27 protein-coding genes and 2 tRNA genes are annotated in these 20,413 nt (G+C 36.4%); 16 read left to right on the top strand and 13 right to left on the bottom strand.

The annotated features are described in order from the left end of the window. Window positions 1–206: 206 nt before the first annotated feature. Window positions 207–1,277, top strand: a complete 1,071-nt coding sequence (locus VMW81_07770; GenBank protein ID HUU50840.1) for a hypothetical protein — start codon at window positions 207–209, stop codon at window positions 1,275–1,277. A gap of 132 nt (window positions 1,278–1,409) precedes the next feature. Then, window positions 1,410–1,754 (top strand): exosortase system-associated protein, TIGR04073 family, encoded by a 345-nt coding sequence (locus VMW81_07765; protein HUU50839.1) that lies wholly within the window; start codon window positions 1,410–1,412, stop codon window positions 1,752–1,754. A 102-nt stretch (window positions 1,755–1,856) separates the two neighbouring features. On the opposite strand, the gene rbsK is transcribed toward VMW81_07765, so the two are convergent. The 3 genes from rbsK to VMW81_07750 all read right to left on the bottom strand — a co-directional run bounded on the left by rbsK (window position 1,857) and on the right by VMW81_07750 (window position 4,285). Further along, the gene (rbsK, locus tag VMW81_07760) at window positions 1,857–2,771 is read right to left on the bottom strand and encodes a ribokinase (protein HUU50838.1); all 915 of its coding nucleotides are present in this window, start codon (window positions 2,769–2,771) and stop codon (window positions 1,857–1,859) included. After that, on the bottom strand, window positions 2,771–3,718 hold the full coding sequence (locus tag VMW81_07755) for a nucleoside hydrolase (GenBank protein HUU50837.1): 948 nt from the start codon (window positions 3,716–3,718) through the stop codon (window positions 2,771–2,773). The genes rbsK and VMW81_07755 overlap by 1 nt, the downstream gene beginning before the upstream one ends. A 99-nt stretch (window positions 3,719–3,817) precedes the next feature. Further along, on the bottom strand, window positions 3,818–4,285 hold the full coding sequence (locus VMW81_07750; protein ID HUU50836.1) for a hypothetical protein: 468 nt from the start codon (window positions 4,283–4,285) through the stop codon (window positions 3,818–3,820). 197 nt (window positions 4,286–4,482) lie between these two features. Between VMW81_07750 and VMW81_07745 the strand changes: the two genes are divergently transcribed. From VMW81_07745 to VMW81_07725, 5 genes are read left to right on the top strand one after another with little or no spacing between them, the layout of a single operon-like run. Further along, window positions 4,483–5,715 carry a U32 family peptidase gene (locus VMW81_07745; protein ID HUU50835.1) on the top strand — a complete coding sequence of 411 codons (1,233 nt, stop codon included), beginning with the start codon at window positions 4,483–4,485 and terminating at the stop codon, window positions 5,713–5,715. After that, the gene (locus tag VMW81_07740) at window positions 5,705–5,950 is read left to right on the top strand and encodes a DUF4911 domain-containing protein (protein ID HUU50834.1); all 246 of its coding nucleotides are present in this window, start codon (window positions 5,705–5,707) and stop codon (window positions 5,948–5,950) included. The genes VMW81_07745 and VMW81_07740 overlap by 11 nt, the downstream gene beginning before the upstream one ends. Continuing rightward, window positions 5,943–6,971 (top strand): ABC transporter ATP-binding protein, encoded by a 1,029-nt coding sequence (locus VMW81_07735; GenBank protein ID HUU50833.1) that lies wholly within the window; start codon window positions 5,943–5,945, stop codon window positions 6,969–6,971. Before VMW81_07740 ends, VMW81_07735 begins: the two co-directional genes overlap by 8 nt. Continuing rightward, the gene (locus VMW81_07730) at window positions 6,934–7,911 is read left to right on the top strand and encodes an oligopeptide/dipeptide ABC transporter ATP-binding protein (protein ID HUU50832.1); all 978 of its coding nucleotides are present in this window, start codon (window positions 6,934–6,936) and stop codon (window positions 7,909–7,911) included. The genes VMW81_07735 and VMW81_07730 overlap by 38 nt, the downstream gene beginning before the upstream one ends. A 33-nt stretch (window positions 7,912–7,944) precedes the next feature. Further along, window positions 7,945–8,703, top strand: a complete 759-nt coding sequence (locus VMW81_07725) for a Sir2 family NAD-dependent protein deacetylase (GenBank protein ID HUU50831.1) — start codon at window positions 7,945–7,947, stop codon at window positions 8,701–8,703. On the opposite strand, the gene VMW81_07720 is transcribed toward VMW81_07725, so the two are convergent. From VMW81_07720 to glpX, 5 genes are all read right to left on the bottom strand, one after another. Continuing rightward, window positions 8,690–9,109 carry a secondary thiamine-phosphate synthase enzyme YjbQ gene (locus VMW81_07720; protein ID HUU50830.1) on the bottom strand — a complete coding sequence of 140 codons (420 nt, stop codon included), beginning with the start codon at window positions 9,107–9,109 and terminating at the stop codon, window positions 8,690–8,692. The genes VMW81_07725 and VMW81_07720 overlap by 14 nt on opposite strands. After that, window positions 9,106–9,294 (bottom strand): ADP-ribosylglycohydrolase family protein, encoded by a 189-nt coding sequence (locus tag VMW81_07715; GenBank protein HUU50829.1) that lies wholly within the window; start codon window positions 9,292–9,294, stop codon window positions 9,106–9,108. The genes VMW81_07720 and VMW81_07715 overlap by 4 nt, the downstream gene beginning before the upstream one ends. 129 nt (window positions 9,295–9,423) lie before the next feature. Beyond that, entirely contained in the window at window positions 9,424–9,864 is a 441-nt protein-coding gene (locus VMW81_07710) for an FUN14 domain-containing protein (protein HUU50828.1), read from the bottom strand. A gap of 15 nt (window positions 9,865–9,879) precedes the next feature. Then, window positions 9,880–10,308, bottom strand: coding sequence for a PilZ domain-containing protein (locus VMW81_07705; GenBank protein ID HUU50827.1), 429 nt, complete (start codon window positions 10,306–10,308; stop codon window positions 9,880–9,882). 252 nt (window positions 10,309–10,560) lie between these two features. Beyond that, window positions 10,561–11,568, bottom strand: coding sequence for a class II fructose-bisphosphatase (glpX, locus tag VMW81_07700; protein HUU50826.1), 1,008 nt, complete (start codon window positions 11,566–11,568; stop codon window positions 10,561–10,563). Window positions 11,569–11,713: 145 nt separating this feature from the next. Between glpX and VMW81_07695 the strand changes: the two genes are divergently transcribed. Genes VMW81_07695 through VMW81_07685 form a run of 3 tightly spaced genes read left to right on the top strand, consistent with a single transcriptional unit; the run spans window position 11,714 to window position 12,572 of the window. Next, window positions 11,714–11,896, top strand: a complete 183-nt coding sequence (locus VMW81_07695; GenBank protein ID HUU50825.1) for a helix-turn-helix transcriptional regulator — start codon at window positions 11,714–11,716, stop codon at window positions 11,894–11,896. A 17-nt stretch (window positions 11,897–11,913) separates the two neighbouring features. Continuing rightward, a complete protein-coding gene (locus tag VMW81_07690) occupies window positions 11,914–12,405 on the top strand; it encodes a hypothetical protein (GenBank protein HUU50824.1) in 492 nt (163 codons plus the stop codon). Further along, complete coding sequence (locus VMW81_07685) at window positions 12,405–12,572, top strand: hypothetical protein (protein HUU50823.1); 168 nt, start codon at window positions 12,405–12,407, stop codon at window positions 12,570–12,572. Before VMW81_07690 ends, VMW81_07685 begins: the two co-directional genes overlap by 1 nt. Before the next feature lie 330 nt (window positions 12,573–12,902). Here the strand turns inward: VMW81_07685 and VMW81_07680 are convergent, their stop codons facing one another. Continuing rightward, a complete protein-coding gene (locus tag VMW81_07680; GenBank protein HUU50822.1) occupies window positions 12,903–13,193 on the bottom strand; it encodes a PilZ domain-containing protein in 291 nt (96 codons plus the stop codon). A gap of 434 nt (window positions 13,194–13,627) precedes the next feature. Between VMW81_07680 and VMW81_07675 the strand changes: the two genes are divergently transcribed. The 4 genes from VMW81_07675 to VMW81_07660 are packed head-to-tail and all read left to right on the top strand — an operon-like array spanning window position 13,628 to window position 15,686. Then, on the top strand, window positions 13,628–13,828 hold the full coding sequence (locus VMW81_07675) for a helix-turn-helix transcriptional regulator (GenBank protein ID HUU50821.1): 201 nt from the start codon (window positions 13,628–13,630) through the stop codon (window positions 13,826–13,828). Next, the gene (locus tag VMW81_07670; GenBank protein ID HUU50820.1) at window positions 13,825–14,811 is read left to right on the top strand and encodes a tetratricopeptide repeat protein; all 987 of its coding nucleotides are present in this window, start codon (window positions 13,825–13,827) and stop codon (window positions 14,809–14,811) included. The genes VMW81_07675 and VMW81_07670 overlap by 4 nt, the downstream gene beginning before the upstream one ends. 4 nt (window positions 14,812–14,815) lie before the next feature. Beyond that, window positions 14,816–15,313 carry a hypothetical protein gene (locus VMW81_07665; GenBank protein HUU50819.1) on the top strand — a complete coding sequence of 166 codons (498 nt, stop codon included), beginning with the start codon at window positions 14,816–14,818 and terminating at the stop codon, window positions 15,311–15,313. A gap of 28 nt (window positions 15,314–15,341) precedes the next feature. Continuing rightward, window positions 15,342–15,686 carry a P-II family nitrogen regulator gene (locus VMW81_07660; protein ID HUU50818.1) on the top strand — a complete coding sequence of 115 codons (345 nt, stop codon included), beginning with the start codon at window positions 15,342–15,344 and terminating at the stop codon, window positions 15,684–15,686. A gap of 302 nt (window positions 15,687–15,988) precedes the next feature. On the opposite strand, the gene VMW81_07655 is transcribed toward VMW81_07660, so the two are convergent. Beyond that, a tRNA-Ala gene (locus VMW81_07655) sits at window positions 15,989–16,064 on the bottom strand. 6 nt (window positions 16,065–16,070) lie between these two features. Beyond that, on the bottom strand, window positions 16,071–16,427 hold the full coding sequence (locus tag VMW81_07650; protein HUU50817.1) for a hypothetical protein: 357 nt from the start codon (window positions 16,425–16,427) through the stop codon (window positions 16,071–16,073). Between the two features lie 128 nt (window positions 16,428–16,555). Here VMW81_07650 and VMW81_07645 point away from each other — a divergent pair. After that, window positions 16,556–16,642, top strand: a tRNA-Leu gene (locus VMW81_07645). Between the two features lie 332 nt (window positions 16,643–16,974). Here VMW81_07645 and VMW81_07640 read toward each other — a convergent pair. Together VMW81_07640 and VMW81_07635 are read right to left on the bottom strand one after the other, a co-directional pair. Next, window positions 16,975–17,139 carry a hypothetical protein gene (locus VMW81_07640; GenBank protein ID HUU50816.1) on the bottom strand — a complete coding sequence of 55 codons (165 nt, stop codon included), beginning with the start codon at window positions 17,137–17,139 and terminating at the stop codon, window positions 16,975–16,977. 7 nt (window positions 17,140–17,146) lie between these two features. Then, entirely contained in the window at window positions 17,147–18,820 is a 1,674-nt protein-coding gene (locus VMW81_07635) for a B12-binding domain-containing radical SAM protein (protein ID HUU50815.1), read from the bottom strand. Between the two features lie 1,250 nt (window positions 18,821–20,070). Between VMW81_07635 and VMW81_07630 the strand changes: the two genes are divergently transcribed. After that, the coding region (locus VMW81_07630) for an NAD(P)-binding protein (GenBank protein ID HUU50814.1) at window positions 20,071–20,413 on the top strand (343 nt) is incomplete at its 3' end.

Below are 20,413 nucleotides of genomic sequence, written 5' to 3'. Positions count from 1 at the left end.
CATTTAATAAAATCGTTTTATCTCATGGGTGTTTTTTTTTAACTCAGAAAGTCTTAAGCATTTCTTTTTTCAAAAATCAAATATTCATTCTAAGTTATTGTAATAAAGTAGGTTATTAATAAAAAAAGTTTTTTTTGCTTCATGGTATGGATATGGCATTTGTATAGCCGATAAAAGAGATAAAAGATAAGAAAAGAGGGACAAAAATGAAAATATCAAGATGTTTTAATATACTAAGAATTTCAATCATATTTTTCATATGCATAGGGCTTCTCGCTCCGTCCTTTCTTTATGCTCAAGAAGAAATAGACAACCAATTGGACACGCTCATTCAAACAGGTATTGATAAGGTCAATAAGGAGGAAATAGACGAAGCACTGCGGGCTTTTCAAAATATTATAGATTTAGATAGAGAAAACCCCATAGGCTATTTTTATACGGCTGCCCTTTATAAAGCCCTTATGCAGGATTACAGAACCACAGTCTTTAATGATAAATTTGATTTTTATATAAATGAGGCCATTAAAAAGGGAGAGAAGCTGGTTAAGAAGGATAAAGAGAATGACCTGGCCTATTTTTACCTTGGTGGAGCATATGGATATAGGGCTATCCACAAGAGTGAAAAGGGTAAATGGTTTGGAGCATTTGTAGATGCTGAAAGGGGAGTCAATTGCTTAGAGAAGGCATTAAGTTTAAATCCAGAGCTTTATGATGCCTATTATGGATTAGGGGTTTATAAATACTGGAGGAGTGTGAAATCTCAGGTGCTCTGGTTTCTGCCCTTTTTTGATGATGAGCGTCAAAAGGGGATTAATGAAATACAGCTGGCAATAGCCCAAGGGAATTACTCCAGGATTGAGGCAAAGGGAGCACTGGTTACGATCTATCGTAATGAGCAGCTATATGAGAGAGCATTGAATTTAACCGATGAGATATTGAAGGAGTATCCTGAAAATATCTATACCATAAGAACCAAGGGGATTATCCTTGTTGAGTTAAAGAGATGGAATGAGGCCACTGAAATCTTTACCAGACTTCTTGAACAAACAGAGAACAGGGAATGTAAGGAACCAGGCGCTAAAATGGAGCTTGAGTACTATCTCGCTCTCATCCATTATGAACAGGAAAAGATATATGATAATAAAAAAGGTTATGAAAAATTAACTCAGCTAAAGGAGAAATTGAAAGAAGAGGCTGAAAATGAAATACTCAATGAAATGTTAAATAAGGTCGCTTTCTCTAAAAAAGATATGAAGCAAAGTGATAAGGAAATATAAAATTATTCATTCTCAGGCTATATTTAAAAATATTAAGAAAGGAGGAAATAAAAGGTAAAGCAAGAGATAGCCATGAACTAGAATTAAGAAGGATGATGAAGTTAAACCCTTCAAACGGAGAGCTAAGAAGTCATGAAAAAACCTTGGAAAATCTTATTCATTTTCTTTATAGCTTTTGCTCTTAGTATGCTATCCAGCAGTTATGTTCTGAGTGCTACAGAAAAAAGCCTTCCGGATAAAATGGGAGACAAGTTTGTAAGAGGAACAGGGAATTTCTTTACAGGTCCAGTAGAAATTCCAGTAAACATTTCCAAGGATAGCAAAGTGAACAGATGGGGATACTGTACGGGTTTGGTTAAAGGGGCCGGTTATGGACTCGTAAGATCAGGGGTAGGGCTTTATGAAGCGATTACTTTTCCTCTTCCACTTCCTTCAGATTATGAACCGATTATGAAACCAGTGTATGCATGGGAATAGATAAAGTGTCACAATGAAGAATATTTAAACACCCTTCCTTAACTTCCTCATACTTTATAAAGGGCAGGATTTTTAATCCTGCCCTTTATAATTTTCTAAAAGTCATTTTTTTAAAAAACTTTCTATTTCTTTCTTACAAGGTAAAGAGGGCTGGGCACCATACTTTGTTGTTGATAATGCACCGGCAGCATTCGCATACTTGATAGCATCTTCCAGGCTAAATCCTTCACTAAGTGATGCAGCTAAAACACCACTGAAGGCATCTCCTGCTGCTGTCGAGTCAACCGCCTTAACCTTGCAGGCTGGAAAGTGTCTTATGACATCCTTGTTGACTAAGAGTGCGCCCCTCTCCCCTAGGGTAATGATTATATTTGATACCCCTTTCTTTAATAAACTCCTTCCCGCCTCTTTAGCCCTTTTCAAATCTTTTACATCAGATCCTGTCAATACTTCCAGTTCTGACTCATTGGGGGTTATGATATCAACATTTTTCATAAGTTCCTCAGAGAGACTTCTTGCTGGCGCGGGATTTAAAATCGTCTTCACTGATAGCGATTTTGCAATCTTTAAAGAGTGTTCCACCGTTTCTTGAGGAATTTCTAATTGAAGAAGCAAAACCCTTCGTGAGTAAAAATTATCCTGAATATTATCGATATCCTTAGGCAGTAATCTGCTATTAGCTCCTGGGGAAACAACAATCTGGTTTTTTCCCTGTTTATCGATAGCAATTAAGGCTATGCCTGAAGGTGCCTTATCATCAAACATTATCCCTGAAGGACTTATACCGAGACGAATCAAATTTTTTTTATAACTCTCTCCATATGAATCTTTTCCCAGTTTCGTTACGAACAAAACATCAGCCCCTCCCTTTCTTGCTGCCACAGCCTGATTTGCCCCTTTACCACCATAAAAAGTCTTTAACTCTTCCCCAAGAATCGTCTCTCCTTCTTTAGGGAGCCTTTCAACCCTTATTACAAGGTCAGTATTGGAGCTGCCTACAACAATTAACCCAGCCATTATGATACAAAGACCCTTTCATAAAAAAGTCTTAAAAATCTTTTACTATCTACATCTGTACAAACTTGAATTTTAGATTGAAAATCTTTCTTTTTACAAAAAGTCTTACCTCTCTTCTTATCAATACACACATCTATATCCATCTTATGCATCTTTACGAGGGTAGGGTCTATAGCTACCCCAACAGCCAAAGGGTCATGAAGACAACAGTAATCTCTGCCTGTTTTTTTAAGATGGATTTCCATGTATCTGTCTGTTGCACCTAAAATAAACTCTTCTAACTTTTCTCTTTTTCCCTCTGTAATTCTAACCAGCTCTTCCTTTCTCAAGATACACTTTCTCGTTACGTTTAATCCCACCATTATGATGGGGATTCCAGAATCAAATACAATCTTTGCTGCATGGGGGTCAAAGAAGATATTGAATTCTGCATCAGGGGTTATATTTCCTTTCACATCAACAGCGCCGCCCATCATAATAATCCCTTGAACTTTATCCATTTTATCCTTATCTTTTTCAATGGCACAGGCGATATTTGTTAATGGACCTAGGGTTACTATGATTATTTCGTTGGGATATTTTTCAATCATTTCGAAAATCAAATCTATGGCTTTTCTAGAGACAATCCAATCCTCATCCAGTTCTGAATCGTCATTAAAAAAACAGTCCAAATCTCCTAGACCATTCTTTCCGTGGATTTCATAAGTCCAAAAGGGAGGCTCTTTTATTGGAAGTGAAGAACCTTCAGCTATCATCGGTAAGTCCATTAAGCCCATTAATCTCAGAATTCTTCGAACATTTCTCGTGCCGAGACTAACAGGGACATTACCGCTTACGGTAGTTATTGCTTCTACCTTTAATTCTTTAGATCTTAGGGATAATATGATTGCTAAGGCATCATCAATTCCAGGGTCTGTATCCAAAATGATTCTTTTACTTGTTCTCATCCACAGCCCTTTAAAGAATGATGAGTAAAAGGGGATTTCTTTAATTATATCAAGAAAGCAAGGACAGAAATCAAGGAATGTTAATCTTCGAAGAAGGTGTTACTTGAATTCTTTAAAGCCCTCTTCTGTGGTCTTTTTTATTTCAGGATGGGTCTCGGTAGGGCCTACATTTATGATGATTTTTGTTTCAAACTCCTGCTTTATATTGATTACACAACTCCAACCTTCCTTTTGATAATTGAGAACAGCTTCTTTTAACTCAAAACTACTCACAAGCTTCCATCCATTCTGAGGCATATTTTCTTTGTAAAAGTTTGCAATTTCCGCTGACTTTCCACTACCGGTATATACCAATACACCGGCCTTAATGGCAGGGTTTTCAAATACAAAGGATTTCTCGCTATCGATTTTAAATTTTGCTGGGATAGGAATATCCTTGAACTTTCCCGTTTCTAAAGATGTCTGCATGGGGGAAGGCGCAGGAGCGTAAGACTGACAGCCAAAAAACAAAATAAGCGAAAGTATGCTAAAAAAATATATAATCCCTAACTTCTTTATCTGAAACATACTTTTTCTCCTCTAAAAAATTACAAAAACCCTGCTCTCTCAATTAAAGTTCTTCTAACACAGATATTCCTTACAGTCAAGCTTTTTATCAAATGCAGATTTTATTCCTGACCCTCTTAAAATTACATAATTCCTTGACCTCCTTTATGGATGGCTTTATAATTTTTTTAATTTTACGCTTAAAGAGGGGAAAAGCTTTGAATAGTATTGAGCTTTTGGCTCCAGCAGGAAATTTGGAAAAACTTGAAGTTGCTATTCACTATGGTGCTGATGCTGTTTATCTCGGGGGAACATCTTTCAATCTGAGAAAAAGGGCTGGAAATTTTTCACTAAAAGAGATGAAGAGGGCTATTGAATACGCCCACAAAAAACAGGTAAAGGTCTATGTTACTGTTAATATCTTTTCGCGTAATGAAGACCTTCTTCATATCTCTGAATATTTATCTGAACTCGATGAAATAGGTGCGGATGCCATCATTGTCTCTGATCCAGGAATAATTCGTGTTGCAAAAGAGTGTGTGCCCAAGCTTCCTCTCCACCTCAGTACCCAGGCAAATACCACAAACTGGGCCAGCGCAAAATTCTGGGAGAAACAGGGGATATCAAGGATCAATCTGGCAAGGGAATGCTCTTTGAAAGAAATAAAAGAGATAAAAGAAAAAACCCATTCAGAAATGGAAATCCTTGTTCATGGCTCGATGTGTATCTCATATGCAGGAAGGTGTCTTTTAAGTAGTTACATGACAGGCAGGGACTCCAATAGAGGAGACTGTGCTCAACCCTGTCGTTGGGAATACCATTTGGTTGAGAGCAAAAGACCAGGACAGTACTTTATGGTTGATGAGGATGAGAGAGGAACCTATATCTTTAATTCAAAAGACCTCTGTATGATTGATTATATTCCTGAGATGGTTGACGTTGGTATTACTACCTTTAAGATTGAAGGACGTATGAAGAGTATCTATTATCTTGCAACAGTAATCAGGATATATAGAGAAGCTATCAATAACTATATAAAAGATCCAAGAACATATAGGCGTAATCCCCAGTGGCGCGATGAATTAAAGAAAACAACTCACAGAGGTTTTACCACAGGGTTTTATATCGACGATTCGCAAGTAAAAAAAGAGAGTCAAGAACTCCTCTCCTTCCAAAATTACCAATATGTAGGTAAAGTCATTGAAGTGTTAGGTAAGGATACGGTAAAGATTGAGGTCAAAAATAAATTATTTCTTGAAGAAGAAGTTGAAATTATAGGAAGAAATATGAAGACATTTTCAGCGAAAATAGATACCATTCTTTCAGAAGATGGAATAAAAAAGGAATTCGGCCAGCCCAATGAAAAGATTATTATCAGTGTTGCTCATCCTTTGGAAAAACATGATCTTCTTAGAAAAAGGATAAGCATAGAGACAGGATGTGAAGCATAAAAAGACAATCAAAATTATTGCCCGGGTTAAAAAAAAAGATATCATGTATATCAATAGCATCATCGAAGCCTATGAAGGAATGATGGTCATGAGGACCATAGACCCTAAAGAGGCCACAGTCGAATTTGACGTCTCTCCATATTTCTATTCTGGAGCAGTAAAGATATTATCTGAAATCTCTAAAGAAACTTTTCTTGAAATAATCCATAAAGATAAAATCGAGTCCTATGAATGATTCTTTATTAAACATTAAAAATCTAAAAACCTATTTCTATACTTCCGAGGGACTCGGTAAGGCAGTGGACGGAATTAGCCTCTCTCTTAAAAAGGGAGAGACACTGGGGATCGTTGGAGAATCAGGTTGTGGGAAAACGGTTACTGCCTTATCTATCTTGAAACTGATTCCTGATCCCCCTGCCAAGATCGTTGAAGGTGAAATCCTTTTTGAAGGAAGGGATATCCTTAAACTCTCTGATTCCGAGGTAAGAGAAATCAGGGGTAATAAGATTTCAATGATATTTCAAGACCCCTTGACATCACTCAATCCCGTCTTTACCATAGGAAACCAGATATCAGAGGTTTTAACTCTTCATCAGGGTCTGAAAAAAAGGGATGCTGTGGACAAATCTATTGATATGTTAAAACTTGTCGGCATTCCCGAGGCAGAAAGAAGGGTAAATGAATATCCTCACCAGCTCAGTGGAGGTATGAGACAAAGGGTCATGATTGCCATCGCCCTTGCCTGTCACCCAAAGATATTAATAGCTGATGAACCAACAACAGCCCTTGATGTAACCATTCAAGCCCAGATCCTTGAACTCCTTCTGAATCTAAAAAAGGACTTTGGAACAGCAGTTATTCTGATAACCCACGATCTTGGAATCATTGCAGAGACTGCTCAGAGAGTGATTGTTATCTATGCAGGACGTGTCGCCGAGGAAGCAGAAACAAAAGAGCTCTTTCTTAATCCCCAACATCCTTATACTCAAGAACTTCTTAAATCAATACCCAAAATTGAATCAAGTACCAAGAAAGAAAATAGATATCTGCACGAGATAAAGGGTGCTGTTCCGAGTATATTCCAACCCCCTTCTGGATGTAAATTTCATCCTCGATGTCCCTATGTCATGGATATATGTAAAACTCAGGAGCCGGATCTGCTGAAAAATGGAGAAAGACATCTTGCCAGATGCTGGCTCTTAAACAAGGAATATTCAAATGGAAAAAGAAACGGATCATATCTTGATAGAGGCTAAAGACTTAAAGAAACACTTTCCCATTCTCGGAGGAATATTTTCCAAACCGGTTCAATGGGTCAAGGCTGTTAATGGAATAAGTCTAAATATAAAAAAGGGAGAAACAGTTGGTCTCGTTGGGGAGAGCGGTTGCGGAAAATCAACCACAGGGAGATTGATTTTAAGATTAATCGAACCGACCTCTGGAGAAGTCGTCTTTAAGGGAAAAGATATTTTTGAACTCAGCAAAAATGAAATCCGCTCTTTAAGAAGAGATATGCAGATTGTCTTTCAAGACCCCTACTCTTCCCTGAATCCCAGAATGACCGTGGGAGGGATTGTAGGAGAACCTTTGGAAATCCATCATATTGCTAAGGGTCAAGAGAAACGGGAGCTGGTAAAATCTTTATTAAATAAGGTTGGACTGATGCCAGAACATATGAACCGTTATCCCCATGAGTTCAGCGGAGGTCAGAGGCAGAGGGTAGGAATCGCAAGGGCCATAGCCTTAAACCCTGATTTTATTGTTTGTGATGAACCCGTATCTGCTCTGGATGTCTCCATACAGGCACAAATAATAAATCTTCTGATAGCATTGCAGGAAGAATATCATCTTTCTTATCTTATGATATCTCACGACCTGAGTGTTGTGAAACATATCTCTGATAGAATAGCTGTCATGTATCATGGTATCATTGTTGAGATTGCAGAAAAAGAAGAGCTTTACAAAAACCCCCTGCATCCTTATACCCAGACCCTCCTTGCTGCAATACCTAGTCCAGATCCTACTATTAAAAAAAGTAAACCTAAAATAAAAGAAAATGAGAAAGATTTGGATATTTTTCAATGTGGTTGTCCCTTCCAAAACAGATGCTCTTTCAAAATGAACCAATGTATGGAAGAAACCCCCGAGCTTAAAGAAGTAGATAAAGAACACTGGATTGCATGTTATTTGCAATAAATTTTTTTATCTCATTAATCTCATTTTTAACCCATGATAAAAAAAACTGCAGAATTTATAAGTAGCTCGAGAAAGATTGTGGTCATAACAGGAGCAGGGATCAGTACTGAAGCAGGTATTCCAGACTTTAGGAGCCCTGAAACTGGCCTTTGGAATAAGGTTAATCCCATGATAACCTTCTCATCCTGGGGCTTTAAATTAAGGCCAAAAGCCTTTTACAGGATAGGCCTAAAAATTCTTCCTTCAATCTTAAACGCTCAGCCAACACTCGCTCATCACTTTTTAGCGAGGCTTGAACAAAGAAATTGTTTATCCTGTGTTATCACACAAAATATAGATGGCCTTCATCAAAAGGCAGGATCAAAAAAAGTCATAGAAATCCATGGTAATCTCAGGAAAGGCCATTGTATAAAATGTAACAAGGAATATACATTAGAAGAGATAAATCTCAAGATAGAAAATGATGGAATTCCTCCTAAGTGTGAGAGATGCAAAAAACCTATAAAACCTAATATTGTTCTCTTTGGTGATCCTCTCCCCTACGAAGATTTTTATAAAGCTGAGAAGGGGCTACAAGAGTGCGACCTCTTAATCATAATCGGCTCATCCCTGCTGGTCTATCCTGTAGCTGACCTTCCACATATTGCAGTTGATAGAGGGGTTAAGATAATCATCATGAACCTTGAGAGGACCCCGTTTGATAAAGATGCGACTTTGGTACTGAGGAATAGGATTGATGAAACCTGTAGAGAGATAAATGAATTCCTAAAAGAACCCTTCACTCCCCAATAACCTGTACTAAAATTTCTCGAGATCTTGGCCGATTATCAAAATCGAGCAAGACGATCTGCTGCCATGTACCCAGAAGCATCCTTTTATCTTTAAATGGCACGGTAAAAGAGGCGCCGAGTAGGGCTGCCCTTACATGGGCAAAGCCATTTCCATCACCCCAGCGGGCATCATGCCTATAGGAAATATTTCTCGGTGCCATCCTATCAATGGCATCTTTTAAATCCTGCACAACGCCTGATTCATATTCTATCGATGTAATTCCTGCAGTGGAACCGGAAACAAAAACAGTACCGATACCGCTCCTGATCTTAGAATCTTGAATCTCTTTAGACACATAAGGGGTGATATCCAAGATGTCTGTTTCCCCTTTTGTATGAATATGAAAGTTTTTTGTCTCTACGGTCACCTTCCCCCCTCCTTTTTTGATAAATCATACAGCTTTTCTGCAACAGGAATGATTCTATCCTTATCTTCTAAATCTTCAAGCCATCTTTTAGGTAACTTTTTATATCCATGATATGCCCCCCTTATACTTCCAAGGATAGCGGCAATACTATCTGTGTCGCCTCTGCTATTAACAGCTGATATCATTGTCTCATCACCGCAATAAAGAGGGTCCCTCTTTCTGAAAAGCCTCTCAACCTATCTACGATGATAATAGACTCAGACATAACAACCCCCTCATAGAAAATAATATTAGGAGGATTTTTTCTTATCAAATTATTTTTTGGAGGCCATTTTAAGCCCTCCATAAAAGCCTACAAGAAAGCCGGAGACAAAAGGGACATTTGTAAAAGAAAAGTCCTTTATCTTATGAATGATTGTCCCCTTATGTTGAAGGGCCATATCTTTTGCAGAGATTCCGATACGCTTTATGGTAAGAAAATCTATATTTATCATATCAGTATAATTTATCAATAGAAACAGGATGGCACTTAAGGCTATAATCAAGATCGCCAGAGAGCGAGCCACCTTCTTGAAGGTATAACCAGCAATGAAACCTACGCATGCCCCAAGGAGTATTTGACCGATATAGGGTTTTATCTGGTTAAAGAAGCTGTTATTCATATCCAGGGAAGATGCACCCTCTCCAATATCCTTAAGTTTGCCCTGAAGCTTTAATTGAAGTGAGTTTAAATTGAAGATAACGGCTTGTAGCATATTATTTCTAAAAAATTAAATCTTTTTTTTCGTATTTGACGATTTATTCAAAAATCTACTCAGATTCTTTTCATCCTTATTGCTCATCTCTAAAAATGTAATCCCCACATCATATTGATATTTTCTTCTTCTCGTAGAAAGATTATACCATGCAACTTTTCCCACTGTCTTTATCTTTTTATCACAAAAGGGAAGGTCAATTTCAAGTGCCAATAGATTCTGATAGATGTTATTTGTGTCAATATATATATGAAGCCCGTTTATCTCTAATATATTGGTCTGTAAACACATCCCTCCAAGCGAGACGTCTTTAGTCTGGCCTTCAATGGTTCTGGAAATCCTCCCTTTATCTCCACCCCCTATTATCCTGTATTTAACCATTAGCGGATATTGAATCCTGGTAAATTTTCTATGTTCAACATCCCTGAAGTCATTATTTGCCATTTAAAAAAATACCTAAAAGTTTATAAGATAAAATCTATAAATGACAATTTATAAATATGTTACAGGAACTTTCCCCAATCAGAAACTATCACTAGTGAATGGAATTGTCAACTATTTTTTGAACTCTGCATTCCTTCATCTTCTCTATATCAAAGACGCTGAATTATCACAGGCTTATAAAAATAGATTGAGAAGATGGTTGAAAGAATAAAAGAGTTTTAAATAGATGATAGAAGATGGGATGATCGGAGTCTATATTTCTACCTCTTTTCTCGCTCCCCTTGAAGGGATGGTCTTGATATCGAGATGGTGATAAGCCTTGATATGTCTGACTGTTCTTGTTTTTGCCCGCATCACCACTGAATGGGTAATCGCCCTATTTCCCTCATAGCGAACCCCTGGGAGGAAATCTCCACCTGTAACACCCGTCGCAGCAAAGATAATACTATCTCCTTTTACTAAATCTTCAGTTGTATAGACTGTCTCAAAGTCCTTTTCTTCACACCCCTGTTCTAATAACTTTCTCTTTTCCTCATCATCCCTTGCACACATCTTAACCTGCATTTCTCCGCCGAGACACTTCAAACCAGCAGCAGCAACCACGCCTTCAGGGGCTCCGCCGATCCCAAATAAGATATTGACCGGCGAATCTTCCATGGCAGTGGCAATTGCAGCAGCCACGTCTCCATCTGTTATCAGTTTAATTCGCGCTCCCAGCTTTCTTATTTGAGAAATGATGTCATTATGCCTAGGTCTATCAAGTAGGATGGCTGTTAAATCAACAACCTTACACTCATAGGCTTTGGCAACCCTCTTCAGGTTATTCTCCACTGTGTCATTAATATCAATACAGCCCTTAGCCCTCGGTCCAACTGCAATCTTATCCGCATAGAAACTTGGAAACGACTTCATGGTTCCATGGTTCCCGGCCGCGAAAACAGATATCGCATAGGGCATTCCCTTGGCAGTCAAATTTGTACCATCTAAAGGATCAACAGCAATATCGACCTCTGGGGAGTCTTTACCTCCTCCCCCAACCTTTTCACCAATATAGAGCATGGGAGCCTGGTCTTTTTCCCCCTCTCCAATAACAACCGTTCCTCTTATATCAATCAAATCCAGCATTCCTCTCATTGCATCTGTTGCAGCCTTGTCAGCTGCTTTTGGATCACCCTTTCCCATCCAACGACTGGCCTTTAGAGCTGCGGCCTCTGTTACTCTTACCAGTTCAAGCGTAATTTCTCTTGTTATATCTTTCATTGGTAAACTCCCATTCTAAGTTTAATCGTTATTTAAAAAATATATCACAAGAATTAGAAAAATCAAAAAGTTATTATATGGTTTGCTCCAAGTTGTACTGCAAAAGATCATTGACAAAGTGAACAAAGTTCAGCATAAGAAGGGTATGAAAGATTGGAACCCAAAAGCGATAAAAAAATTAAGAAAAGGGCACAATCTCACATTAAAGTCTTTTGCTGAACTTATAGGAGTGTCTCAAAGGTATGTTATTTATCTTGAGAATGGAATGAGAAAACCAAGTAAGATATTAAAAAATTTGCTTAACAGAATAGAACAAGAACTTAAATAAAATGAGAGGATGAAAAAATGAAAAAGTTAACATTTGTGATAATTATTCTCATATTGATGACCAAAGTTGCATGGGGAGAAAATACATCTCCCCGCGGACTCAATTGCAGAGACTGGTTTAACCTCTCAGGTGCTCATAGAATTCTTTGGGTGAATGGTTTTATTGCTGGAGCAAACTCAGCCATCATTAATTATAGTCTACCTGATATAAAGCCGAGCCTTAAAACAGCTGATGATTATAACGAGTTAGAGGATAAGATCTTTAATCATAATAGTGAAAAATTGGGAATATGGCGAATCTCTGCGGAACAATTTGTAAATGCAATGAATGAATTTTATATTGATTATAGAAACAAAAGCATAGCGATGGTCGATGCGATCTATGTTGCGAGAATGGAAATACAGGGGGGGAAACCAGAATTGATTGAAGCCCAGAAAAGATATTTGAGAATGCAACCTTTTGATTATCGGTATAAATTATCGGGTGAAGAGTCAAACCTGAAAAAATAATGAGAAGAAGAGGTTTTAAAGATAAAACGATAAAAGAGATTCAGGAAACCTTTTTTAGATTTGGAATATATGCAGAACCTAAAGTAACAAAACCAACAGAACTTGAGGATTATAATTTCATACCCTTTTCGTCTATGGAAAATATCAATAACCCCCTTATCACATAAAAAGAACAATCTCTTCATTAATCGAATCATCAAAACAGAATCAGCGATATAAAAAATATACAATCCAACAAAAGCCAACAAAAAAGGGATTAACCGATTTGGCTAACCCCTTGAATTATCTGGTGGAGCTGACGGGGATCGAACCCGTGACCTCATGACTGCCAGTTCTAAAAAGTTTAGACTCTTTTCTTCTCCCTTGTTAGCTAATGTTTGCTCTTGTCAGGTGCACAATTAGGGCACAGTGGGGGAGGGGAGATAACCGTCATTGATAAAACTCAATAATCCACCTCTGCTTACGAAAAAAGAAAAAGGAGGTCAGAAACTAAATTGCTATTTATAATCTTCTTTAAATTCTACAGCAGTGTAAAACTCAACATTATCTTTCTGTTCACAGTGAACTACCCTACCAGAAATGTCGATTGGTGGAATATGGTTTATTGATAGAATATTTAAATGAATTTTCGAACCAATAGTAAAAGGTCTGTGAGAAATAAATTTTGCTCCTAACGGAGAAATATCATAGATTTTTCCTATTACTTCTACCCGATCTGGTTCCGTTTGAGAATATATATCAATATAGATATTTTTTACAACTGTTCTCAATACTCGTCGTCTTTCCATTTTTTGTATTATTTTCATTTAATTAAATTTATAAGAAGTAAATTTCAATAAATATAATATTAGTAAGCAGCGAACCAGATAACAAATTTAAATTTGCATTTATATAAAGTCATTTTATTTTTTTCTTAAAAAAAATGGTTTCCTCTTTTTGGGAAGGAAGTGGGAGGGGAAGAGGAAACCATTCATGGATGTTGAAATTTTGATTAACATAGTTGACTATATTTGTCAACTTTTATTTTATTAGTTTTTAAGACTTCATCTTCTCTTTGCTTACGAAAAAATAAAAAGGGGGTTTCTATTACCTTTAGATTAACTTAAATTAACAAACCCTATAACACTTAATATAATATACTTATAATCAATAAGTTTTCAATGTATGTGTTCTAAATTGCGCAGTAAAAATTATTTTAAAAAAACTTGACTATTATAGGCCAATGGCCAATATTATACTTATGACACCAAACCAACTAAAAAGATGGAGAAAGAAGAATTACTACCCTCAAGCAGAATTGGCAGGAGCTTTAGGCGTGGATGTTACGACGATAAGCAGATGGGAGCGAGGCGTCAGAGAAATACCTTCTTTTCTTTACTTGGCTCTTGAGTGTTTAGAAATGAAAAAGAGGTTAAGAAAATGAAAAGGTTATTAGTAGCAGTTGTTTTAATCTCCTTAACATTCATTCCTTCTGCGACATTTGCAGATTCGCTCCCTTCTAAGAAAAAATATACTCATCTTAAAGGTAATAAGACTGAAAAGGAATTAAGTGCAAAAGACTGGTTTGAAAGAGGCACTACATTTCATAAATCTGGGAATTTTGATGAGGCAATAAAGGCTTATACAAAAACGATAGAACTCGACCCGAAATTCGTAATGGCCTATAACAACAGAGGGGAAGCCTATAGAGGCATTGGTAATTATCAAAAAGCTATAGAGGACTATAACAAAGCCATAGAGTTGAATCCTGAATTATCAATAGTCTTTAATAATCGCGGAGCTGCCTATAGAAAACTCGGCAATTATCAAGAGGCCATCAAGAATTTTGATAAAGCCATAAAGCTTAACCCGAAACTTGCATTAGCCTATAACAATAGAGCGGCTTCTTATCTGAGCCTTGAAAATTATCAGCTGGCCTTAATAGATGCTGAAAAGGCTATAGAATTAGACACAAAATTCGCAATGGCATATACCAATCGAGGAGCTGCTTATTTGAATCTTGGGAATTATCAAGAAGCTCTCAAAGAATTTAATAAAGCCTTAGAAATCGACCCTCAACTAGCAACTGCTTATAATAATAGGGGTCTTGCACACAGAAGGATCGGCAATCTGGAGCAGGCTATCAAAGATTATGATAATGCCATAGAACTCAATCCTAACTTAGCAATGGCTTACAATAATCGAGGTGCAGCGTATCATCATATCGGTAAATATGAAAAGGCGATTAAGGATTATAATAAATTGATCATACTGGAACCTGACTTAGCAACAGCTTATTATAACAGAGGAACTGCATATCATCAGCTTGGCAATATTAAAAAGGCTATTGAAGACTATAAAAAAGCTGCAAGAATGGGCTTTAAGCCAGCACAGGATACTTTAAGCTCAGAAGGGATTCAATGGTGAATAAATGAAAAAAATCACACTGTTCCTGCTTGTTATATTTTCTTTATATACAACACATTTATCAGCCACAGAACAGAAAGAATCTGATTTAATAAAATATTTAGACCCATCCATAATACCAAAACTCAATTGGATTTTACTTATTACAGAAATAGAATTCAAAAAGGAAGGAATACAGTCGGACGAATATAAACTGGTAAAATTTATCGATCTATGCACTATAGAGTATCCTCATTCCCTTGTTGGAATCACTTTTATCATCAAAAAGAAATCTTACTTAAAGTTGAAAAAGAAAATTATAGAAAAGACCTTTCTCGATTTAACAGAAGAGGTGACAGAAGCCATAAAAGAACATATACAAGAGATAGAACTTAAGAGAGACATCCTTGCAGTATTTATCATAAAAGAAGAGACAGACTACAGAAAAATTGCCCAATACAAAGATGGGAAATTTCTCTTTTTCGATTTAGAAAAAGAAACAAAATCAAATGCTTTCTTTTAAAAATTAGAAAAGGAAGGGGGGTGAAAAAATGAAAAAGATAGAAGCAATCATCAATAACTCAAAATTGGAAGATGTAAAGGATAGACTGATTGAGATAGGTATAGGGGGAGTGACCGTGAGCGAGGTAAAGGGCTTTGGGTATCAAAAGGGTCATCCAGAAATAGAGATAGGGGCACAGTATGTCTCAGGTTTTTTACCCAAGATAAAGTTAGAGACTGTTGTTTCTGATAGTTCAGCCGAGGAGGTTGTGAAAGCGATTGTAGATTATGCTCAAACAGGCTACACTGGAGCTGGCAAGATATTTATATCTTCGATAGATGATGCAGTAAGAATAAGAACAGGTGAAAGGGGCGAGGATGCCATTACTTTTTAGGATGGTTTATGAGTTAATATGTTGAGGCTTTATATAAGGTGAAGCCAGTTTATAATATAATGGACTTTATCAAGAATATTTAGAAATCCCCTTATTCCTTTACTTGGCACTTAAACATTTAGAAAGAAAGGAGGTGAAAAAGATGGTAAGAGGAATTTATCAATAACCCCCTTATCACATAAAAAGAACAATCTCTTCATTAATCGAATCATCAAAACAGAATCAACAATATAAAAAATATACACTCCAACAAAATCCAACAAAAAAGGGATTAACCGATTTAGCTAACCCCTTGAATTATCTGGTGGAGCTGACGGGGATCGAACCCGTGACCTCATGACTGCCAGTCATGCGCGCTCCCAACTGCGCCACAGCCCCCCTTTTCTATTTCCCTTTCTCTGATTCCTTTTTGCTCAGCTCCTGAATCTCTTTTATCTCCGCTTCCTTCCCCTGAATCTGGGCATCAAGCTCATCTAACTCCGTCTTAAGGGAATCTGAGCCTTCGACATCTATCTTTCCCTCTAATATCAGCTGATAGCAGCGCTCCCCTAATTCCTGAAACTTTTTTGCCCTCTGTTTTTTTATCCTTGTCATATCCAGTCTTATCTTTCCGATCTTGGAAGACCGAATCAACTCTTCCTTTGCCAGAGTTACATATTTTTTGGTTGAGCCTACGATTGAATCCCATTTCCCCTTCTTCTCTTCTTTCTTCTTCTCTTCTTTCTTTTTTTCTTCTTCCATATACCCTCCTAAAAAGGATTTAAGTATTTAATTATAAAATAATTAATAACATATATACCATGGGTTGTCAAAAAGATTTTAACTTGACTTGCCTCTCTTTCTTTAGTATTTTAAAATCACGCTTTTTGGCCGGAGTGGCGAAATTGGTAGACGCGCGGGTCTCAAAATCCCGTGGCCTTCGGGCCATGCCGGTTCGAGTCCGGCCTCCGGCACCAACTCTTTTCAATAACTTACAACTTTTGATGTGATGTCAAAAACCTTCCTTTTTCCTGATTATAACCAAAACTATAACCATTAGAAAAAAGTTTTTGGATTTAAAGGGATTTGTCAGGTAAGTAATATAGAAACCATTTTTAGATCATCAAAATTAATCTTTGGGTTCCTCAAAAAGATGAGGATATTTTTTTCTTTTCCCGGCGTACCTCTTCTTCATGAAAACACCCCCTCTTTTGAGCCCTATTATAGCATAAATCCTCTAATTACGACTGGACCAGTTTTCAGGGGCAAGGTCAACCAGAAAGACGATTTTGAACAACCCGAGGAACGACTAAATGACCACGTTGAAGGTTTCTCGGGGAATGGGAAACCATTTGCTTTGCGTACGGTACACCAAATCCGGGGCTAATATACACATTGTGGTCCAGAGGACCAACAGGGCTCCATTTATGATTGTACACCACATAAAGAATTTTGTTAGTGTCTGAATATCCATGATGTTCCTACTTTATCTTTCTGCAACCTGTAGCAAGCTCACCTGCCGCCATGGCGCGGAACGTTATTGCGGTCAGGTGCAGCGGTTCTGCAGATTGCAATACGCCTTTATTTATTTTCTTATATAATGTTTTTGGTTGTCTTACATCTGTATGAAAAGTAATTTTCAAATACTCTTTAATAGAAAACAGAAGAAATATCAGCGATAAAACAAATGTCTTAAGGGTACTTTTGCCTAGAAGTCTGTCGTAATTTTTTCTAATCTCAGTAAGCATATTTTTTGCAGCATCATTTTGACAAAATATTCTCGAACTAAAACGAAAATATCGCATCACTTCCAGCATTGATTTAAATTTACCAGCCCGTTGTTTTATTTTTGGATCTGGATGATTAACGCAATATTCATACCCCTGGAGTGATGTCTGTATTGCCCGAAGTAAAGATGGACCGTTCTTTTGGTAGTCATAAATAAAAGCCTTCTTCAGAAATTCATTTGATTCATCCGGAGTGAAGTGTTCATGATGAAACCAAATATTTTTTTGCCCATGTTGAGCAAGAAACGGAATATCAGCAAGGATTTTCCCTTCCTCTTTATAATTTTCATAAAGTGCCGTCCCCGGGACTGGCCCCAGCTGCATAAACTGAAGATAGTCTGCATTTAAGGACGTTGCAAATTTTATATCATCCCAAATCGTTTCCTTATCATGGTCTTCCAGGAAAAGGATGGAAGAAGTCATAATTGAAATGCCTCTTCTCTTAAGTTCTTTGAAAAGGTGATGAAACTCTACTCCTTTGTTTTTTTCATATATTTCCTTTTTGGATTCAACCCCAATCCAAATAAAATCAACCCCTAGCCGCACAAGTATATCGGGATCTCCGATATCAATTAAAGTTTCTGCTGAACTGAAAATAGCAAATGTAAAATAGCGTTCTTCCCGCTCCATTATCTCTAATAGTTCAAGTGCACGATCCTTGGCTTTTAGAAAGTTTTCATCCAGAACTCCAAAATTAGTTATGCCAATTTTGTCTTCATATTCGCAACAAACATCAAAAATTTCTTTCCCTGTTTTTAAATATGAAATGTAACCGCCAAAAAAATGAGACGTAGCGCAAAAACGGCATTTATTTGGACATCCAACCCCGGTTATTAAAATACCACTATTTGATGCCCAGGGTACTCCCATAACTTCACGATTGAATGAGCTATATGATTGGGGGTGTTTTATGGGTTTATTCTGATCTTCGTTAAAAAGATCCCTCAAAAAGCTAATGCCATCCCCGTGACAGATAAAATCATGCTCGATCATATTTTCAATATTTGGTATATTAACGCCATGACCGCCTAATACAATTTTTGAATCGGGTGAAATTTGTCGAACAAGTTCCGCCATCTTTTTGGCTTTTTCAAAAGTCGGTATAATAAAGCTTATGCCTATATAATCATACCCTTTTTCCAATTCCTTTTTAAAGCGTCTTAGCGTTGGAAAATCCAACACCGCAGTTGGAACGTCTATATTTTCTGCGAGAAAATACAAGCCGTGACTGGCATGGTTAAATCTATACGAAAAGATGCCTTGTTCTCGCGTTACCTGATTATGGAATAACTCCATTTTATTTTCTTTTTCACCATATTGATCATTAACACCAAATGGGCCAAAAACAGATGTAAGTAGCATTTTCATAATGTTCTCACTTTAAGATAATCTTCGAAAGCAATAATATAAATTAACTTGACAAGTTTCTGAGGGTAGGTATGCTATAATCATAAAATATGTAAGTAATTGATATAGAAATAGTTATAGATTATCACAATTTAATTTTCAATTAAGATTTATACAAATTTTAAAGAAAGATTAAAAATAATAAAAAAGCAGTGTGAACTGGCTACCACCCTGCTTTTATGAAATGATTCCATAAAGGAATCAAACCCATGATTTTTATAACATAAATAAAAAAAATGTCAATAGTTTTTTATAGTATTGTGTTGAATTTGTGCTAAAAAATATCAAAAAGTATCGAAAATACTGAAAAGGATAAAATTATTGGAATGGATTTAAGTGTTTGATTTTTAATTGAAAAAGGGAAACCAGCCTGAAATCAGGCCCTTATAAAAATTACAAATTTTGCTCTCAAAATCCCGTGGCCAGAGGAATGTGCCGGTTCGAGTCTGGCCTCCGGCACCATTTAATATCAATGACTTTCAGATCTTAATGCTGTATTAGTGTCTTCGGATTCTGAGCGATTGTGATAAATTTGTGATAAAAATATCTTATTCCAATAGTCCCTTTTTTATACCCCTAAATCGTAACCTTTTAGCCCTCTTTTTATTGACCATTCAATCTTTATTAAAATAAATATCGTAACTTTCCGTAATTTCTACTAATCCCTAATGGTTTTATATGTCTTTTTAAAGTTAGGTTCTTTCAACCCCTATAACAGCTCTTTTTTACTCCTTAAAATCCCTGTAACAAACCCTTTTTATTTTTCTCATCTCCAAAAGGCTAAGTTATCTTTTTTAAATACCATATCTGTTTCTCTCCCCCCACACCCCTCTCAAAAAACTAAACCGCAAAAACATATTGACTGAACCCTACTTTTTCATTAAAATAGAATATTTATTTAACGTTCTGATTCCGCTTCTACTGTTAATTTAGTTTATTTAAAGTTAGAATTCTTACAATACCGCTATCTTTAAAAAAGCTAAGTATATAAAATATGAAAAAGTTGCATCTTAATTTAGACTATATCTGGTAAATTTTTTTATCAAAAAATAAATAATTATTAAAAACTCAAAATATAAAAACTTCAATTCGATAGTATAATAATCAAATAACACAAAAAATAATGTTAGTAATAATATTAAAATATATTTAATAATTATATGCTTGGTAAAAATAGAGACATCTGTAAAATAAAAAAAGCATTTCATATTATGATCTTGGGTGGGGGCCATTCTGGTCTTGCAGTGGGGTTTTATGCTAAAAAGAACGGAATGCCATTTAAAATTTATGAAGCAAGTAATCATATAGGAGGTAATTCTATCACTCTAAAACACGGAGACTTTCTGTTTGATTCAGGAGCTCATCGTTTTCATAATAAATATCCTGAAGTAACAAAAGAAATAAAAAATCTTTTAGGTGAAGATTTTATGAAGTTAAATGTTCCTGGCCAGATCTATCATAATGGTAAGTTTTTATACTTTCCTTTTTCCATATTGAATTTAATAAAAAATTTAGGGTTATATACTTCTACAAAAGTTTTGGTGGAGCTGATGA

This window comes from Nitrospinota bacterium (assembly GCA_035528715.1).
In the GTDB taxonomy this organism is placed as follows: domain Bacteria; phylum JADFOP01; class JADFOP01; order DATKYB01; family DATKYB01; genus DATKYB01.
This window is presented reverse-complemented; position numbering and strand designations above follow the sequence as displayed.

Excerpts from the sequence above, each read along its gene's own strand:
- VMW81_07675 (HUU50821.1), top strand. The coding sequence starts at position 13,628 with ATGGCCAATATTATACTTATGACACCAAACCAACTAAAAAGATGGAGA.
- VMW81_07765 (HUU50839.1), top strand. The coding sequence starts at position 1,410 with ATGAAAAAACCTTGGAAAATCTTATTCATTTTCTTTATAGCTTTTGCT.
- VMW81_07690 (HUU50824.1), top strand. The coding sequence starts at position 11,914 with ATGAAAAAGTTAACATTTGTGATAATTATTCTCATATTGATGACCAAA.
- VMW81_07770 (HUU50840.1), top strand. The coding sequence starts at position 207 with ATGAAAATATCAAGATGTTTTAATATACTAAGAATTTCAATCATATTT.
- VMW81_07650 (HUU50817.1), bottom strand. The coding sequence starts at position 16,427 with ATGGAAGAAGAAAAAAAGAAAGAAGAGAAGAAGAAAGAAGAGAAGAAG.
- glpX (HUU50826.1), bottom strand. The coding sequence starts at position 11,568 with ATGAAAGATATAACAAGAGAAATTACGCTTGAACTGGTAAGAGTAACA.
- VMW81_07670 (HUU50820.1), top strand. The coding sequence starts at position 13,825 with ATGAAAAGGTTATTAGTAGCAGTTGTTTTAATCTCCTTAACATTCATT.
- VMW81_07680 (HUU50822.1), bottom strand. The coding sequence starts at position 13,193 with ATGGAAAGACGACGAGTATTGAGAACAGTTGTAAAAAATATCTATATT.
- VMW81_07710 (HUU50828.1), bottom strand. The coding sequence starts at position 9,864 with ATGCTACAAGCCGTTATCTTCAATTTAAACTCACTTCAATTAAAGCTT.
- VMW81_07735 (HUU50833.1), top strand. The coding sequence starts at position 5,943 with ATGAATGATTCTTTATTAAACATTAAAAATCTAAAAACCTATTTCTAT.
- VMW81_07685 (HUU50823.1), top strand. The coding sequence starts at position 12,405 with ATGAGAAGAAGAGGTTTTAAAGATAAAACGATAAAAGAGATTCAGGAA.
- VMW81_07730 (HUU50832.1), top strand. The coding sequence starts at position 6,934 with ATGGAAAAAGAAACGGATCATATCTTGATAGAGGCTAAAGACTTAAAG.
- rbsK (HUU50838.1), bottom strand. The coding sequence starts at position 2,771 with ATGGCTGGGTTAATTGTTGTAGGCAGCTCCAATACTGACCTTGTAATA.
- VMW81_07705 (HUU50827.1), bottom strand. The coding sequence starts at position 10,308 with ATGGCAAATAATGACTTCAGGGATGTTGAACATAGAAAATTTACCAGG.
- VMW81_07695 (HUU50825.1), top strand. The coding sequence starts at position 11,714 with ATGAAAGATTGGAACCCAAAAGCGATAAAAAAATTAAGAAAAGGGCAC.
- VMW81_07660 (HUU50818.1), top strand. The coding sequence starts at position 15,342 with ATGAAAAAGATAGAAGCAATCATCAATAACTCAAAATTGGAAGATGTA.
- VMW81_07635 (HUU50815.1), bottom strand. The coding sequence starts at position 18,820 with ATGAAAATGCTACTTACATCTGTTTTTGGCCCATTTGGTGTTAATGAT.
- VMW81_07715 (HUU50829.1), bottom strand. The coding sequence starts at position 9,294 with ATGATATCAGCTGTTAATAGCAGAGGCGACACAGATAGTATTGCCGCT.
- VMW81_07640 (HUU50816.1), bottom strand. The coding sequence starts at position 17,139 with ATGGATATTCAGACACTAACAAAATTCTTTATGTGGTGTACAATCATA.
- VMW81_07750 (HUU50836.1), bottom strand. The coding sequence starts at position 4,285 with ATGTTTCAGATAAAGAAGTTAGGGATTATATATTTTTTTAGCATACTT.
- VMW81_07755 (HUU50837.1), bottom strand. The coding sequence starts at position 3,718 with ATGAGAACAAGTAAAAGAATCATTTTGGATACAGACCCTGGAATTGAT.
- VMW81_07665 (HUU50819.1), top strand. The coding sequence starts at position 14,816 with ATGAAAAAAATCACACTGTTCCTGCTTGTTATATTTTCTTTATATACA.
- VMW81_07725 (HUU50831.1), top strand. The coding sequence starts at position 7,945 with ATGATAAAAAAAACTGCAGAATTTATAAGTAGCTCGAGAAAGATTGTG.